At 48.1% G+C, this 15,568-nt stretch carries 14 protein-coding genes; 12 read left to right on the forward strand and 2 right to left on the reverse strand.

Annotated elements, in window-relative coordinates; all coding sequences use genetic code 11:
- The first annotated feature begins 86 nt into the window (after positions 1-86).
- The gene (locus tag WC490_06475) at positions 87-1,145 is read left to right on the forward strand and encodes a hypothetical protein (protein MFA5098250.1); all 1,059 of its coding nucleotides are present in this window, start codon (positions 87-89) and stop codon (positions 1,143-1,145) included.
- A 151-nt stretch (positions 1,146-1,296) separates the two neighbouring features.
- Here WC490_06475 and WC490_06480 read toward each other — a convergent pair whose 3' ends face one another.
- On the reverse strand, positions 1,297-1,539 hold the full coding sequence (locus tag WC490_06480; protein MFA5098251.1) for a hypothetical protein: 243 nt from the start codon (positions 1,537-1,539) through the stop codon (positions 1,297-1,299).
- A gap of 361 nt (positions 1,540-1,900) precedes the next feature.
- On the opposite strand from WC490_06480, the gene WC490_06485 reads away from it, so the two are divergent.
- Positions 1,901-3,187, forward strand: a complete 1,287-nt coding sequence (locus WC490_06485) for an ATP-binding protein (GenBank protein ID MFA5098252.1) — start codon at positions 1,901-1,903, stop codon at positions 3,185-3,187.
- Here the strand turns inward: WC490_06485 and WC490_06490 are convergent.
- Positions 3,165-4,175, reverse strand: a complete 1,011-nt coding sequence (locus WC490_06490) for a response regulator (GenBank protein MFA5098253.1) — start codon at positions 4,173-4,175, stop codon at positions 3,165-3,167. The two genes, WC490_06485 and WC490_06490, sit on opposite strands and share 23 nt — an antisense overlap.
- A 157-nt stretch (positions 4,176-4,332) precedes the next feature.
- On the opposite strand from WC490_06490, the gene WC490_06495 reads away from it, so the two are divergent.
- The 10 genes from WC490_06495 to WC490_06540 all read left to right on the forward strand — a co-directional run.
- Positions 4,333-4,659 (forward strand): YbaB/EbfC family nucleoid-associated protein, encoded by a 327-nt coding sequence (locus WC490_06495; protein MFA5098254.1) that lies wholly within the window; start codon positions 4,333-4,335, stop codon positions 4,657-4,659.
- A gap of 2 nt (positions 4,660-4,661) precedes the next feature.
- The gene (gene recR, locus WC490_06500) at positions 4,662-5,261 is read left to right on the forward strand and encodes a recombination mediator RecR (GenBank protein MFA5098255.1); all 600 of its coding nucleotides are present in this window, start codon (positions 4,662-4,664) and stop codon (positions 5,259-5,261) included.
- Positions 5,258-5,956: a hypothetical protein gene (locus WC490_06505; GenBank protein ID MFA5098256.1), complete on the forward strand. Its 699-nt coding sequence runs from the start codon at positions 5,258-5,260 to the stop codon at positions 5,954-5,956. Before recR ends, WC490_06505 begins: the two co-directional genes overlap by 4 nt.
- Complete coding sequence (locus WC490_06510) at positions 5,956-6,534, forward strand: 2-oxoacid:acceptor oxidoreductase family protein (protein MFA5098257.1); 579 nt, start codon at positions 5,956-5,958, stop codon at positions 6,532-6,534. The genes WC490_06505 and WC490_06510 overlap by 1 nt, the downstream gene beginning before the upstream one ends.
- A gap of 1 nt (position 6,535) precedes the next feature.
- A complete protein-coding gene (locus tag WC490_06515) occupies positions 6,536-6,853 on the forward strand; it encodes a 4Fe-4S dicluster-binding protein (protein ID MFA5098258.1) in 318 nt (105 codons plus the stop codon).
- The gene (gene porA / locus WC490_06520; protein MFA5098259.1) at positions 6,850-8,028 is read left to right on the forward strand and encodes a pyruvate ferredoxin oxidoreductase; all 1,179 of its coding nucleotides are present in this window, start codon (positions 6,850-6,852) and stop codon (positions 8,026-8,028) included. Before WC490_06515 ends, porA begins: the two co-directional genes overlap by 4 nt.
- Positions 8,025-8,957, forward strand: coding sequence for a thiamine pyrophosphate-dependent enzyme (locus tag WC490_06525; protein ID MFA5098260.1), 933 nt, complete (start codon positions 8,025-8,027; stop codon positions 8,955-8,957). The genes porA and WC490_06525 overlap by 4 nt, the downstream gene beginning before the upstream one ends.
- A 14-nt stretch (positions 8,958-8,971) precedes the next feature.
- Positions 8,972-9,259, forward strand: a complete 288-nt coding sequence (locus WC490_06530; protein ID MFA5098261.1) for an HU family DNA-binding protein — start codon at positions 8,972-8,974, stop codon at positions 9,257-9,259.
- A complete protein-coding gene (locus WC490_06535; protein ID MFA5098262.1) occupies positions 9,252-10,778 on the forward strand; it encodes a R3H domain-containing nucleic acid-binding protein in 1,527 nt (508 codons plus the stop codon). The genes WC490_06530 and WC490_06535 overlap by 8 nt, the downstream gene beginning before the upstream one ends.
- On the forward strand, positions 10,775-15,568 hold a 4,794-nt coding region (locus WC490_06540; protein ID MFA5098263.1), incomplete at its 3' end, for a hypothetical protein. The genes WC490_06535 and WC490_06540, both read left to right, overlap by 4 nt.

A 15,568-nucleotide genomic window follows, 5' to 3' on the forward strand; every position in this document is an offset into this window, starting at 1 on the left:
TGCGCTAATCGCTCCTAAAAATCCCTCTGCTTATTCGTTATTGTGTTAGTGTTTTGCGAGTTTAGGCTTGAACATTGCGTTCAATAATGGCAGAATTACGACAAATGGTTGTTATTAATCATTGGTTTGCGAAAGAAACCGAGTGTTTTTGTTCTTTTCTTGAAAAATTGCTTAATGAATGCAACTCATTTGACAAAAACAACTCATCGGCTACGGCCAGACAAGAAAGAGTTCTTCAGGTATTTGACTCAGTTTCAAAGGTGTTTGATATACATTTCCTTGAAATATGGAAGTTTATCACAAAAGAAAGGCTTTCTGAAAGTCAAGAAATATACGGTGAATACAAAGGATACTATTACGACAAGTTAAGCAAGTTCTTGGTAAGTCCCGCCATAAATTATCAGATTAATAAGAAGCCTCTTGGGTATCCCGGAGACTTTATTGTTATGAATTACATGTATGATTATAATCCTGCAACAGGGAAATTCCTTGGCGAAAGCACTTTTGACATGCTAATCAACAGATACACCTGTTCTGTCCCCATATCATTGTCGAATATAAAAAGAAAAGATTATTTCAAGGAAAAGCTTCGCAATGTGATAAAAAATGGTGGCCGTAGGATTGCTAGCATTGCGTGCGGCTCGATCAGGGAGTTGTTTGAGATCATACGGGAAAGAGATTTGCCGCAAGAAATAACTTTCACTTGTTTTGATTTTGAGCAAAAAGTCTTCGATTATATTAACGACTGGATAACCAGAAATGGATCAAAAGGAATAAAGCTTGAAATGGTCAAAGCTGATATTATGGGGCTTATAAAAGATAAAGATATGCAGAGAAGAATGGACAATCAAGATTTTGTATATTGCTCAGGACTTTTTGATTATCTCGGCAACAGGGTGAGCGGGCGTTTGCTAAAGATCCTTTTTTCATTTGTAAGACTGAAAGGGGAATTAATAATATGCAATGCTTCAGAGGAGTTTAGCTCTCATAGGGCTTATTATGATTTTCTAGGCGACTGGATTCTTTTATACAGGATGAAAGATCAGATAGTGAGTTGGGCAAATGATGTGCCCGATACCTCCAGTAAGTCAGTTTTTCAGACACATGAAGGTGGGAGCTATTGGTTCCTTAGCCTAAAAAAATGAGCCTGCAGATATACGCATACATTAATCTGTTCACCTCTTTTGCTTGTGTCGCATTAGCGATCCTTCTGCTTGCTGGAGGAGGAATTAAAAGAAAAACAAACATCAGCTTTTCAGCTATGTCTATAACAACAGCAATCTGGCAATTCGGGCTTTACAGGCACACGCTTTCAATTACATATGCTGATTCGATGTATTGGTCTATATTCCTCCACAGCTTCGCGATATTAATACCTCCGCTATATCTGGTTTTTGTGATGAGTATGCTCGGGATTTCTCGCCGGCTTTTTGTCTGGACAATGTTTATTCTTGCTTTTGTGTTAATGTCCATGAATATATTTACGCGCGACTTTATCGCTAGAGTGGCGCCAATTTCAGGATTTTTATTCTTTCCCATGGCGGGAAAGTTTTACATACTATATCTATGGGAATATCTGGTGTGTTTTCTTCTTCCTATTTATTGGTTATCAATAAACATCAAAAAGGAAAAGGGAAACAGACGGCAGCAGTTGATATTATTGTTTATGAGTACGATTGTTGGGGTAATAGGCAGTTCTTCAACATTTTTGCCGGTATATGGTGTGCCATTATTCCCTTACGCAAACTGTTTTACCTGGTTATTCACGCTGATATTAGCCTATGCAATAACAAAAACGAAATTCTTGAATATTTCGATCATAATCAGCAAATCTTTTGCGTATGGAGCCACAATAATCGTTTTAGGGAGCTTGTATCTCGCTTTTGCGATTCCATACAGGATGTTTGTTTCGTCGAGTATAGATGTCGGATTCCTGTCAATGACCGTTGCTTACGGTATTTTTACCGGGTTTTGTTTTGAACGACTCCGCATGTTCATCCAAACCTCGTCAGATAAAGTGTTTTTGTCCGGCAGGTATGAGCTTAAGAAGGCATTGTCTTACTTTGTTGAAAAGCTTTTTAAAATTGTCTCTTTGGAACAACTGCGTCAGCTTTTTGATGATGCACGGACAGAGATAGTAGAATCGAAAGTTTTAAGTCTGTTTATTGTCGGCATCAAAGAAAATGTCATTTCATTGCCGGAAGAGCTGATCGAATACTTTTGCAGGCACAAGAATGGAATTGTGCTGGTTTCGGATGCCATCAATAAAGTCCCTTCCCTGCGTGATGTCCCAGGTGTCAAGGATGTGGAATATTTTGTCATATGCCGCTCGCAGGACAATCTGATCGCTGTTCTTGTTGTTGGTAAAAAGTTATCGGAGGATCCATTTAGAGATGAAGAAATAGAGACATTCAAGATCCTAGCGCCTCAAATTGCAGCAGTGATAGAGAGAATTTCTCCCTATGAAAAAGTTAAAGCCGATTACAAGACAGCGCAGGAAATAGCCGAACGGGCGCAGCATATGGCGATGCTGGGGCAGATAGCGCTTCAGGCCGGGCACGAGATAAAGAACCCGATCGCGGCTATAAACTTGCATACAGAGCTTCTGAGAAAGCACCTTGGTGACAGGGAGCACCTTGAGAAGTATATCGAGCTTGTGCAGAGGAATTCAAAAAAGATAGAGGATATCGTGGATAAGATGAAGGAGCTCGGGATAAAGAGCGATGAAAAAATGGAGCCACTGGACCTTATGGAGCTTCTCGAGAAAAAAGTCCTGTTTCTTTTGGCAGGTTATCTGAACAAAAAGGAGATTAAGGTGGTTAAGGACCTGCTGCCCCTGCCAAGGATCTTAGGAGCGGCATCTTCTCTTGAAAAAGCCTTTGTGAACATAGTCCTGAACGCTATTGAGGCGATGGGGACAGGAGGAACGCTTACATTAAGAGCAGCTGTTGACGGCTCAAATGTCAGGGTCATCATTAGCGACACCGGTTGCGGAATACCTCCGGAAAACCTCAATAAAATCTATCTGCCGATGTTTACCACGAGGCATGAGGGAACCGGACTGGGGCTTTCCATAACATATAAGACCATAGTTGAACAGCACAAAGGATCGATCGATGTAAAAAGCCCCTCGACTCCGCACGGGGTGAACAAGGGGACCGAGGTTATAGTTTGTCTTCCGGTTTAGAGTAAAGTTCCTCGTCGATCTCCTTAAGATAAGCCGCCAGCCTTTCCTTTTTACTTTTGAGCTCCAGGTGCGTGCCGATGGTCTTTAAGAGGTCGGCGGAAGTGAACGGCTTGGTAACATAATCGCAGGCTCCGGATTTTATCGCGTCAACGGTAAGGTTTATGTCCTTTAGCGCCGTTACCATTATGATGTAGGTCTTTGGCTTGAAGTTTTTTATCTCCTTTAAAAGGTCCAGTCCGTTCATGTCCGGCAGACGAATGTCAAGCAGTGCCAGGTCAAAGTCCTTTGATCTGATCAGGTCCAGCGCGCCCTTTGCGTTCGGCGCACTTTCAACTTCATATTGTTCTTTGATTATCTCGGTTATCGCGGACCTCATGTCGTCTTCGTCGTCAACTACAAGAACCCTGGGCGTTGCGGCCTCTATTTTTATTTCTTTATTGAGTTTTTCCTTTATCTGTTTTTCTATTTCTTCATAAGTGCCGGCCTTTCCGTCCCTGATGATGTCCGAATAGTCCCTGGAGCGCCTGGCCTCAAGCAGGCGGCTGTCCACATCAGCCCTCCACCTGTCAAGTTTGTGGTAGATGTGGTCGAACTGTTGGAACAGATAGCCTTTCTCTTCGGCAAATTTCAATTTTGACAGGAGTTCTTCCGAGGTGAAGGGTTTGGTCAGGTAATCGCTGGCGCCCTCGGACAGGGCCTGCACGGCATAACTGGAGTCCTTCATCGCGGTTACCATTATCACCGTCAGCAGACGGTTCTCTTCAAGAAGTTTTTTAAGGACCTCAAGCCCGCTCATGTCCGGCAGTTTTATGTCAAGGAGCACTATGCCAAGCGTCACAAAGGGGAACAGGCTTTCGGCGGCCTCAAGAGCTTCTTTGCCCGTGCGGGCCTCTTTTACGCTGTAGAGGTCTTTCAGGATCCCGCAGATGCCGCTTCTTACATCATCTTCATCCTCGACAACAAGCACGGTCTTTATCTTGTCGGTCATTGCTTTCTTCCCCTTTGACTAGAGATTTTACTCTTTAACCTTGTGGAAAGCAAGAGGTGTTTTTATGGCAGGCCGACGCTTTAAAGCGTCGGTAAAAAAGGATGCGGGCAGATGTCAATGCCTTATCTATGATAAAATATCAGACGGAGGACAAATAATGTTCGACATGGGCGAGATGCTGAAAAAGGCGCAGCAGATGCAGGGCGAGATAAAAAGGGTCCAGGGAGAACTTTCAAAACAGACCTTTACCACCGGGGCCGCAAGGGGAGCGGTGGTAGTGACCGTTAACGGCGAAATGGAGCTTGTTGAGATAAAGATAGACCCTTCGATGGCGCCCATGGCAGATCCTGAAAAACTGGGCTCTCTGATAAGGTCCGCTGCAAATGAAGGACTTGGCAAGGCCAAGGACTTTGCCGCCAAAAAAATGAACGAAGCGGCCGGAGGTTTTAATATCCCCGGGTTGTCCGGCCTTTTGGGCGGCTGAAAGTGTCCTCATATTATCCCGGTCCCATAGAGAACCTCATAGAAGAATTCCGCAAGATGCCGGGCATAGGCCCCAAATCCGCGCAGAGACTGGCGTTTTATGTCCTTTCTATAACTCCTTCTGATGCAGCGGCGCTTGCAGATGCCGTTGTCAAGGCAAAGCAAAGCGTTAAACACTGCAGTTCCTGCTTTAACATAACAGAAGAGGACCCCTGTCCCGTCTGTTCGGACGAAAAAAGGGACAGGAGTCTTATTTGCGTTGTGGCAGAACCGAAAGACATGATAGCTATAGAAAGGACAAAGGAGTATAAAGGCCTTTATCACATACTGGGAGGGGTAATTTCCCCCCTTGACGGGATCGGTCCGGACAATCTTAGAATAAAGGAATTGCTGCAGAGGCTAAAGAACGGCGTAAAAGAGATCCTTGTTGCGCTTAATCCCACCACCGAAAGCGAGACCACTATCTTTTACCTGTCCAGGATACTCAAGCCGCTGGGAGTGCGCCTTACCAGGATAGCCTCCGGGCTTCCGATAGGGTCCGACATGGATTTTGCCGACGAAGCCACTATCTCAAAAGCCATAGAAGGAAGGAGAGAACTGTGAACCTAAAAGGTCTTAAAGAATTTTTCGGCGTCTGGTGGAAACTGATGGCAAGGCCCATCTATTTTTATACTTTCATAGAAAAGAGCGGATGGAAGGAGAGGTCTCTTTCGTTCCTTTTGTCCGTCAGCTGGACACTGGCGCTGTTCATTTCGGCATCGGCACTGGCCATACAGCTCATATGGATACTCCTTGGCCTCGTTTCAGGGGTCACAGGTCTCAAGTTCCTGATCATCCTTCCGGTCTTTGCGGCTTTGTGCGCCATGTTCGTCTTCATAATATTCCTGATAACCGGGGCTTTTGTCTTTGCCGCCTCCTTTGTCGGTTTTGGGGTCCTGTCAGTCATCAATGACGCGGTGTTCCGTCTTTTTTACGGAAAGAGCGATATAAAAGAAAGCGCTAAAGCCTTTTTTTATTCCAGCGGAGTTCTGCTGTTCTCTATTCTTATCTTTTTCATGGCAGTCCTGGTAAGGTACAAGGCTCTTTCGTTCGCTAACTTTGCAACAGGCGCCAACATCGTGATGGTCCTTTCCCTTGTTTACGCCTGGGGCCTTTGGAGCATCGCGTCAAGAAAGATCTACAGGACGGGCAAAACAATTTCAGTGCTCCTTACTTTAATTTCGGTTTTAATAGTGATATTATTGATAGCGGCGGCTGACATTAAGCTCTTACCCGCTTTAGAAAGGTGGATTTCCTGATGAAAAAAATAACGGAGATACGCTGGCATGGAAGGGGAGGCCAGGGGGCCAAGACGGCGGCGCTTTTGTTCGGGGATGCGGCGATGAGCCTGGGCAAATTTATTCAGGCTTTTCCGGAATACGGGCCCGAAAGAATGGGAGCTCCGGTGGCTTCTTTTAACAGAATAAGCGAAGAACACATCACCGTCCACTACGGGATAACGGAGCCGGACATCGTGCTTGTGCTGGACCCCACCCTAATGGGCAAGGTCAATGTGGTGGCCGGGCTTAAAGAGGACGGCATACTGATAGTAAATACTGCCGAGACCCCTGCCCAGGTCAGGTCAAAAATAGGGTTGAAAGGCAGAAAAGTCTATACCGTTGATGCTTCAAAAATATCCACGGAAACCATAGGCAGGGACATACCTAATACCCCGATGCTGGGCGCTCTTGTAAAAGCCTCCGGGCTTTTGGATTTTAAGCTTGTTATTAAAGACCTCGAAGTAAAGCTCAGAAAAAAATTCGCGTCAAAGCCAGAGGTCGTGGCTGGCAATTTGAAAGCCGTTGAAAGCGCGTTTCAACAAGTGAAAGGGGAGTAAGATGTTGAGTGAAGCGAAATCCGCCTCTGGCGGAGCAAACGAGCCTGGCTGGAAAGAGCTGCCGCAGGGCGACATTTTGAAAGCGGCCACCGCTCTTGAGTTTGAGACAGGGGATTGGAGGACCAAAAGGCCCGTAAAGGACGACAAACTCTGCATCAACTGTTTGTTCTGCTACATCTACTGTCCTGACAGTGCGGTCAAAGTAAAGGACGGCAAGTTCGACGGCATTGACTACAGGTACTGCAAAGGCTGCGGGATCTGCGAAAATGTTTGTCCTGTAAAGCCTGTAAAAGCGGTCAGAATGGAGAAAGACAAATGACACAGATAGTTGCAAAAACAGGCAACGAGGCCATGGCCGAGGCCATGCGGCAGATAAACCCTGATGTGGTGGCCGCTTATCCCATAACTCCGGCAACGGAGATAGTGATGATCTTTTCGCAGTTCGTTGCGGACGGTTTGGTGGATACCGAATTTGTCGCGGTGGAATCAGAGCACAGTGCCATGAGCGCCACTCTTGCGGCCTCTGCCGCCGGAGCAAGGGCCATGACGGGGACTTCTTCACAGGGGCTCTGTCTGATGTACGAAATGCTCCCCATCGTTTCTGCTCTGCGTCTGCCCATTGTAATGCCGGAAGTAAACCGGGCGATCTCGGGCCCCATCAACATACACTGCGACCACAGCGACACGATGGCCGCCAGGGACTTTGGCTGGATCCACATTTTTTCGGAGAACACGCAGGAAGCCTACGACAATATGCTGCAGGCGGTAAGGATAGCCGAGCATCCCGATGTAAAGCTTCCCGCCATGGTTACGACGGACGGCTTTATCATAAGCCACTGCCTCGAAAAGATAGAGATACAGGATGATGCAACGGTCAAGGATTTTGTGGGAAAATTCGTTCCTTCCACCAATCTTCTGGACCTGAATAATCCCGTCACCATAGGGGCGCTGGACCTTCAAAACTTTTACTTTGAGCATAAAAGACAGGTAGCGGAGGCGATGAAGAAGGCGAAACCTGTAATCCTTGAAATAGGGAAGGAATTCGGCAAAAAATTCGGCCGTGAATACGGGTTCTTTGAAAAATACAGGCTTGATGACGCCGAATTTGCAGTTGTCTGTCTGGGGTCCACTGCCGGTTCTGCCAAGGCTGTGGTGGATGACCTGCGCGACAAAGGCAAAAAGGCCGGGCTGCTCAAGATAAGAGTGTTTCGTCCCTTCCCGGAAGAAGAGATCGCCCAAGCTCTGCAGAACATTAAGGCCGTGGCGGTGATAGACAGAAGCGACGGCTTTGCCGCAACAGGCGGGCCGGTATTTTCCGAGGTGCGCAGCGCGCTTTATGATAAAAAGAAAAAGCCGGTCGTGGTGGATTATATTGCGGGATTGGGCGGCAGGGAGATAACCCTTGCCCACATACAGGAGATATTCTCTGAGACAGAAAAAATAGCGTCAGGACAGAGCCCCAAAGAGTATGTCCAGTACAAAGGAGTGAGATAATGGCAACACTGAAAGAACTATCACAGCGGGAGGACAGGCTTACGGGAGGGCACAGGATGTGTCCGGGCTGTGGGGCGCCTATAATAGTGCGGCAGGTATTAATGGCTGTTAAGGGGCCCGTGATAGTTTCCTGCGCTACAGGCTGTCTTGAAGTGTCCACTACTATTTTTCCTTTTTCTGCGTGGAAGACGCCGTTCATCCACAGTGCTTTCGAAAATTCGGCGGCTACCATGTCCGGGGTAGAGGCAGCCTACACTTCTTTAAAAAGACAGGGGAAACTGAAAGAGGAGATCAAGTTCATAGCTTTTGGCGGAGACGGCGGAACCTATGACATAGGTTTTCAGTCCCTTTCCGGAGCGATGGAAAGAGGCCATGACATGCTTTATGTGTGCTACGATAACGAGGCATACATGAACACCTCTATCCAGAGGTCCAGCGCCACACCCAGAGGCGCCAGCACCACGACCGAGCCCGCGGGAAAAGTGAGGCAGGGAAAGAGGATGAGCAGAAAAGACCTGACAGAGTGCATGGTGGCACACAACATACCTTACGCGGCGCAGAGCGTCTGCGGAGACTGGAGAGACCTTACCAGAAAAGTTGAAAAGGCCATGTCCATCAAGGGGCCTAAATTCATAAATGTGCTGCAGCCCTGCCAGCTTGGCTGGGGCTACCCCATGGAAAAGACCGTTGAAATGGGTAAACTTGCCATTGACACCTGTTTCTGGAACCTTTATGAGGTGGAGAACGGCAAATATACCATAAGTTACAGGCCAAAAGAAAAAAGGCCGCTTGTCGACTTTCTTAAGCCTCAAGCCAGGTTCAGGCACCTTTTTAAGCCCGAGAACAAGGCCCTTCTTGAAGAACTGCAGGCGGAAGTTGACAGGAACTGGGAACTGCTGCAAAAAAAAGCGGAGTGTTTTAAACCGTAAGCGGAGACAGAAAAGTGAACCAGAAACAGCTGGCAGCCAGCCTTGCTGAAAAATTCAGCGAGAAGAAGTCCAAAATGGAAGAACTGCTTGACAGTGCAGTGGCGCTTATGTCAGAAGCCCTTGCCAGAGGCGAAAAGGTCCGTCTGGTAGGGTTTGGCAACTTTGTTGTTAAAACAAGAAAGGGGCGCCTCGGAAGGAACCCCCGGACGGGGGAGGCTATAGAAATAATCCCAACTAAATGCGCAACATTTGTAGCCGGATCTAACCTGAAAAAAGCCATACGCACAACTAAAAGTGCCTAATATAAAGATATCGGATACCATAAAAAGCCTGCTTGAGATCCTGCCCCCGCACATCAAAGAGAAAATTTACTCCAGAATAGACTTTTCAGATATGATAGAGGTGATCCTAGACCTTGGAAAGAAACCTGAGGTCAGGTTCGAGAAAAAAGTGTTCACCATAGAGGATGAAACCGTTTCACAGGAGGACATAGACCACATAATAACTAAAGTCGGTAAATTCACTTCGGACAACAGGGCCGGCATAGAAAGATCTCTTCACCGCATCTCATGTATAAGGAACCGGACCGGTAAAATAATAGGGCTGACCTGCAGGGTAGGCAGGGCCGCGGTGGGCACCATCTCTATAATCAGGGATATCATAGAATCCAACAAGAGCATACTTTTTATGGGGCCGCCGGGCATAGGCAAGACCACAAAACTCCGCGAGGCAGCCCGGGTTTTGAGCGAAGAATTCAACAAAAGAGTGATCGTTGTTGATACAAGCAATGAAATAGCCGGGGACGGAGATATCCCTCATCCGGGCATCGGCAAATCGCGCAGGATGCAGGTGCCCAGCCCAGAAAGACAGCACGCAGTAATGATAGAAGCGGTGGAAAACCACATGCCGGAGGTTATCATCATAGATGAAATAGGGACCTTGGCCGAAGCCGAAGCCGCAAGGACCATAGCCGAAAGAGGTGTTGTCCTTATCGGAACGGCACACGGCATCTGCCTGGAGAATCTGGTCTCAAACCCCACACTGAGCGATCTGGTAGGCGGAGTTCAGACCGTGATCCTTGGGGATGAAGAAGCCAAAAGGAGAAGAACGCAAAAAGCCATACTCGAGCGCAAGGCCCCTCCCACATTTGATATCGTGGTCGAGATAAGAGAGCGCGACACCATGGCCATCTATTCTAATGTGGCGGAGGCTGTTGACAAACTCCTTAGAGGAAGGCAGCCCCAGCCGGAAGTCAGGATAAGGAATGCAGAAGGAAAGATAGAGATCAAGGAGAAACCTCCTGAGGAAATGCCCGAAATAACGGAAGAAGAGATAGAAGAAGCATCGCGGCAAAAAACAGAAGCAAAGACCAGGATCTTTGTTTTTGGAGTCAACAAGAGCAGATTTGACAGAGGCATTGCCTCTATGGGTATCAGCGCCAGGACGGTGGATTCGCTTGACGAGGCGGACATCGTTGTTACCACGAAACCGAAAGCTGCCAGAGGCGGAAAGATAACAAAGGCCGCGCAGAACCATAATGTCCCTGTTCATATATTAAAGAGCAACACCTCCGCCTCTGTGATGAAGTTCCTTAAGAATTATTTCAGGATCTCAGAAACAGAGGAAGAGTATGAAGAGACCTCCCTTAACGAGACCAAGAACGCGATAGAAGAGGTTAACAGAACAAATAAAACCGTTGACCTTTCCCCTCAGAATTCTTATATAAGGCGACTTCAGCACCAGCTGGTGGAGCGGCATGACCTTAGGTCCGAAGCAGTGGGCCAGGAGCCCCACAGAAGGGTAAGGATCTATCCCAGGTGATCAAAAGAGTTTCTTCTTTATTACTTGCGGCAGCAGTTTTTTTGGGCTTATTTAGCCTTTCTCATGCGGCCACCCGTACCTGGGACGGGGAAGGCTCCACAAATAACTGGAGCGAAGCCGCTAACTGGAGCGATGATGCAACCCCTGAGGCAGCGGATGCTGTTGTATTTGACGGGACCTCGACAAAGTCTTCAACGGTTGACGCGGCTTTTGCCGGCACTATAACAACTCTGTCAATTAACAGCGGTTTTAACGGTATCCTTACGCTTGGCAGAAGTTTGACGATGTCCGGTGCCATCTCCCAGGCTGCCGGAACTTTTGACGCGGTATCTTATGATGTTGTCTCCAGCGGCAATACCACCTTTTCCGGCGGCTACCTTTATATGGGCTCCGGCACATGGACATTCAATTCAACAGGGAACAACTCGACTAATTTTACCGGCTGTGTCGTATCCGCACAGACAAGCACTTTGAAACTGGTGGGAGGGTTTGTTAATACGCGGACTTTGACCGCGGCAGGCAACACATTTAATACGCTCCAGCTGCACGCGGGGAATACCGGGACCATAGCACTTGCCGATAATGTTACTGTTGAGGCTCTTGTGCTTTCCGGTACAACAAATGGTGCTGATTACGGAGTTAAGGCCGCCAGTGCTGCGACGACCATTACGGTCAACGGCGACCTTAACATCTCCGGCAACGGATTGAATAGAGGAACGTTCAATGTGGCGGGGGATCTGAATCTTAGCGGAGGCATGATCGATGGCGCCACGGTAGATCTTACAGGGGACCTGAATGTAACTTCGGGTTCTACCGGTAACGGTTACGGAAGGATCAATTGGAACAAGGCCGGGAACGAGACCTGGTCGCCTGCAGGTAAGATGTGCAATCTGACGGTAAACACAGCCAGAACAATAACTATGGCCTCAACACTGAATGCATCAGGCCTTGTTCTAACAACAGGATCCGCCGTTATCCTGGCGACCTATGATGCGTATTTTGCACAGGGTAATGTAGACCTTGCTCCCGGTACATTTACAGTGACTTCAGGACAGATAACCATTGAAGCCGGATATAATCTGGCACATGCAAACACTCTTACGCCAGGAAGCAATGTCCTGCAAGATTTGGCTGTAAAGGTTATGGGTAGCACGGGCAGCACCTCTAAATTGGCCGTTTCCGGGGACCTGACCGTGCAGGACCTGTCGATTTATAATACCGTATCGGCTTCGGGGGGAGGCTACGGGTTTAATCCCGGGGCTAACACGGTAACCGTCAACAGTGATCTATCTATTACAGGAGGCGGAATATCTGCATCCGGAGGAACGTTCAATGTTGCGGGGAACGCGACATGGTCAGCCGGAAATATCGACAACGGCACCTTTAATATTGCCGGCAACCTGACAAGGACCGGCGGCACAATAGGAGGGGGCTATTCGCCCACATTTGTTTTGAACGGAGCTGCCGCACAAAATGTTACTTCCACTTCCACATCCTTTAAGCACTTAACCGTATCTAACGCATCGGTTTCAGGCGTTACCTTTCTGGACAGCTCTGCGGTGACCGGGAACTTTGTGGATACCACGGCGTCTTCAAAATTATATTTTACCGGCGGCACCACGCATACCTGGAGCAATGTCAATCTTAACGGACAAGCCGCCGGTACAAGAATAACTATGGCAAGCACAGACACAAATGATTGGAACTTTAATGTGGCCGCTCTTACCGATGTTTCCTATGTGAATCCGTCACATTCAAACGCTTCAGGCGGCATACAGATAGTTGCCGATAACGGGACAAATCTAAGCGGCGGCAACAACACGAATTGGCTGTTCCCTTCTAAAACAGTTACTTCGGAAGCCGGCTCTAACGGGGCCATCTCTCCGTTGGGGGCTGTTACGACAGAAGAGGGCAATGATCTTCAGTTCACTGTTACTGCGGACCCAGGTTACCAGATAAAAAGCGTCCTGATAGACGGAACGGCAACTTCAGAGGCCCTTGTATCCCCGTACATTTATACCTTTTCCGGATTGTCGGCGGACCATGTCATTATTGCTTCTTTTGAAGCCGAGGGGACAAGGACCTGGGATGGAGGAGGAGAGGATAATAACTGGTCTACCGGCGCTAACTGGACTGGCAATACCTCGCCAACTACCTGGGAGGGGGCTGTTTTTGACGCTGCTTCGGTAAAAATATCCACCGTTGACGCTTCCTTTGCCGGGCAGGTAGCTTCAGTTACCGTTGAAGCAGGTTATTCCGGGACCATTACCCTTGCCAAAAACCTCACTTCCGGTTCCTTTGATCTTAAGGGCGGGGCATTTGAAGCCGGGGCTTATTCTATTACCAGCAACGGCAGTTTTGAAACAGACGGGTGCGCGCTTAACGCAGGAACATCAACGATAACTGTTGACACAACAAATACCAATGCTTCTTTTTCCGGGGATTCCAGTACATTTTACAATGTGCTGTTCAAGAGTTCGTCTTCCGCTGCCCGTACCGCAACGCTTGGCCCGGGGACCATTAATTTTTCGGGATATTTTTATGTGAGCGCTTCGGGCACAGGCAGTATGATAGTTGATGCTTCGGCAAACAACCCGAATGTTAACATAACCGGAGTTCTTGATTATACCGGTTCAGGTTCAGGGTCCGAATACTTGAATATGGGGTCAGGCACCTGGGAGGCGTGGGGAGGCGTGGTTCTTCTTAACGGCTATATCTCCGCGGGCACCTCAGACCTCAGGCTAAAGGGTAACAACAAGAACATTTATGGCAATAGCCAGACTTTTTACAATGTTCATGTTGATGCCAGAACTACAATTCCTTATATTTCCACCAAGGCTTCGGACTTTTCCGTGGCCAATGTTCTTGAGGTCGCGGACGGATCAAGATTGGATTTTGACCTGGGGACCACGGCCACCCTGCTTAAAGGCGCCAGGCTTGTGTTGAACAGCACGGGGCAGCTTTACCGCAATGCGACCAGTTCTTTGGCTGTGATCGATGCCGGCACCTCAACGATACCGACAGGCGGAACAATAGCGGTAGATGTTAATTATTATGCAGAAACTCAGGATATTGTCGTTACCGCCAGGCCGTACGCTGTTTTGCGTATCTACAACACTACAGCGTCCGATCATACCGCTACTCTGGGAAGCTCGGCGGGGCAGTCGATCTCGGCTGATACGTTCACTATCAATGCCAATGGGGACGGCGATCTGACAGTTGACAATTCAGTCAATAATGTAGATATTACTACTAATAAATCCGGAAGTTACCGCTACTATTATGGTTTTTTTGGGACAGGCACGGGCACTCCAAAGATCAAAGCCGGCTCTGCCACCTGGACTATAGGAGCTTCCAATGTGGACCTAAGGAACGGATCCCTGGAAGCGGGAACATCCAACTTTGTTTTTAACAGGGAGTACAGCATCTATTATCAGGAAGTTTACTCGGGAGGGAACTCTTTTTATCAGATCACAAATGCCAATAACAATACCCGGGACAGCAGCGGCCTCATTTTCAGGGACAGCGTAAGCGCCCGCACCTTTACTTACACAAGCCCGGTCAGCCCGTACACGACCCAATTTGAACCGGGTTCAACTGCTGCTTTTGACAATTTTAATGTTTCGGGCAGCGCCCTCTCCAATCTTGTTTTTAAGCCTTACGGCTCAAGTGCTGCCTGGTATCTCAATGTTGTTTCCCAGCCTGTGGTGTCTTATACTACCCCGTCATATTGCGATGCTTCTGCAGGCGCCGCCGTAATAGCCAACGATGGTACCAGTGTGGATGGAGGCAACAACTTGAACTGGATCTTTGACCCGACGCCCGAGGCCGCCAGCGATTTTGCTCCGGTGTCTTCTTCGCCGGTAAGCCTCGCATATACCTGGACCATCAATTCTACAAATGAAGCCGGGTTCAGGATACTGGACGAGACGGATGCGGTAAAAGTGTCTGTGGCTTCGCGAGAATCTTATGCCGCTGAGTCAGGATTATCAGCGAACACGCAGTATGCCAGAAAAGTGCAGGCGTACAACGGCGGAGGAGCGTCAACATCCGATGCAGTCTCAAAATATACATCTATAGAAGCAGCAGCGGGTGCAACATATGAGGGGGTAACGGAAACATCGATAACGGTCCATTCATCAAATGCTCCGTCCAATTTATCGTCCGGCAGTTCGGGGATCTATTTTGAGAATGCGACCAAAGGGACGAGTTCGGGATGGATACAGACTAACACATGGACAAGTTCGGCCTTAACGGCAAACACAACATACAATTTCAGGATAACGACGCGCAACGGTGACGGGGTCATAACCGCCACAACGGATGCGGGAAGCCAGGCAACACAGCGGGTGCCAACACCTGAAGCGCCGACAAACTTTAATGCTGCGGCATCATCAGGCAGTTCTTTCAATTATACCTGGACGGACAACTCAACAAACGAGGCGGGGTTCAGGGTGCTGGATGATGCAAACGCTGTTAAAGCAACGGTTGCAGCAGGCGTTACAAATGCAAGTGAAGGCGGATTATCCGCAAATACACAGTACGCGAGAAAAGTGGATGCGTATAACGAGTCGGGAGCAGCAACCTCTGCTGCCGTGTCCAAATATACATCTATAGAAGCGTCCGCTGGAGGAACATATGAGGGAGTAACGGAGACATCGGTAACGGTCCATTCATCAAATGCGCCGTCCAATTTATCTTCCGGCAGTTCGGGGATCTATTTTGAGAATGTGACCAAAGGGACGAATTCGGGATGGATACAGACTAACACATGGACAAGTTCAGCCTTA

It is taken from the genome of Candidatus Margulisiibacteriota bacterium (assembly GCA_041650635.1).
Taxonomy (GTDB): Bacteria; Margulisbacteria; WOR-1; order JAKLHX01; family JBAZKV01; genus JBAZKV01.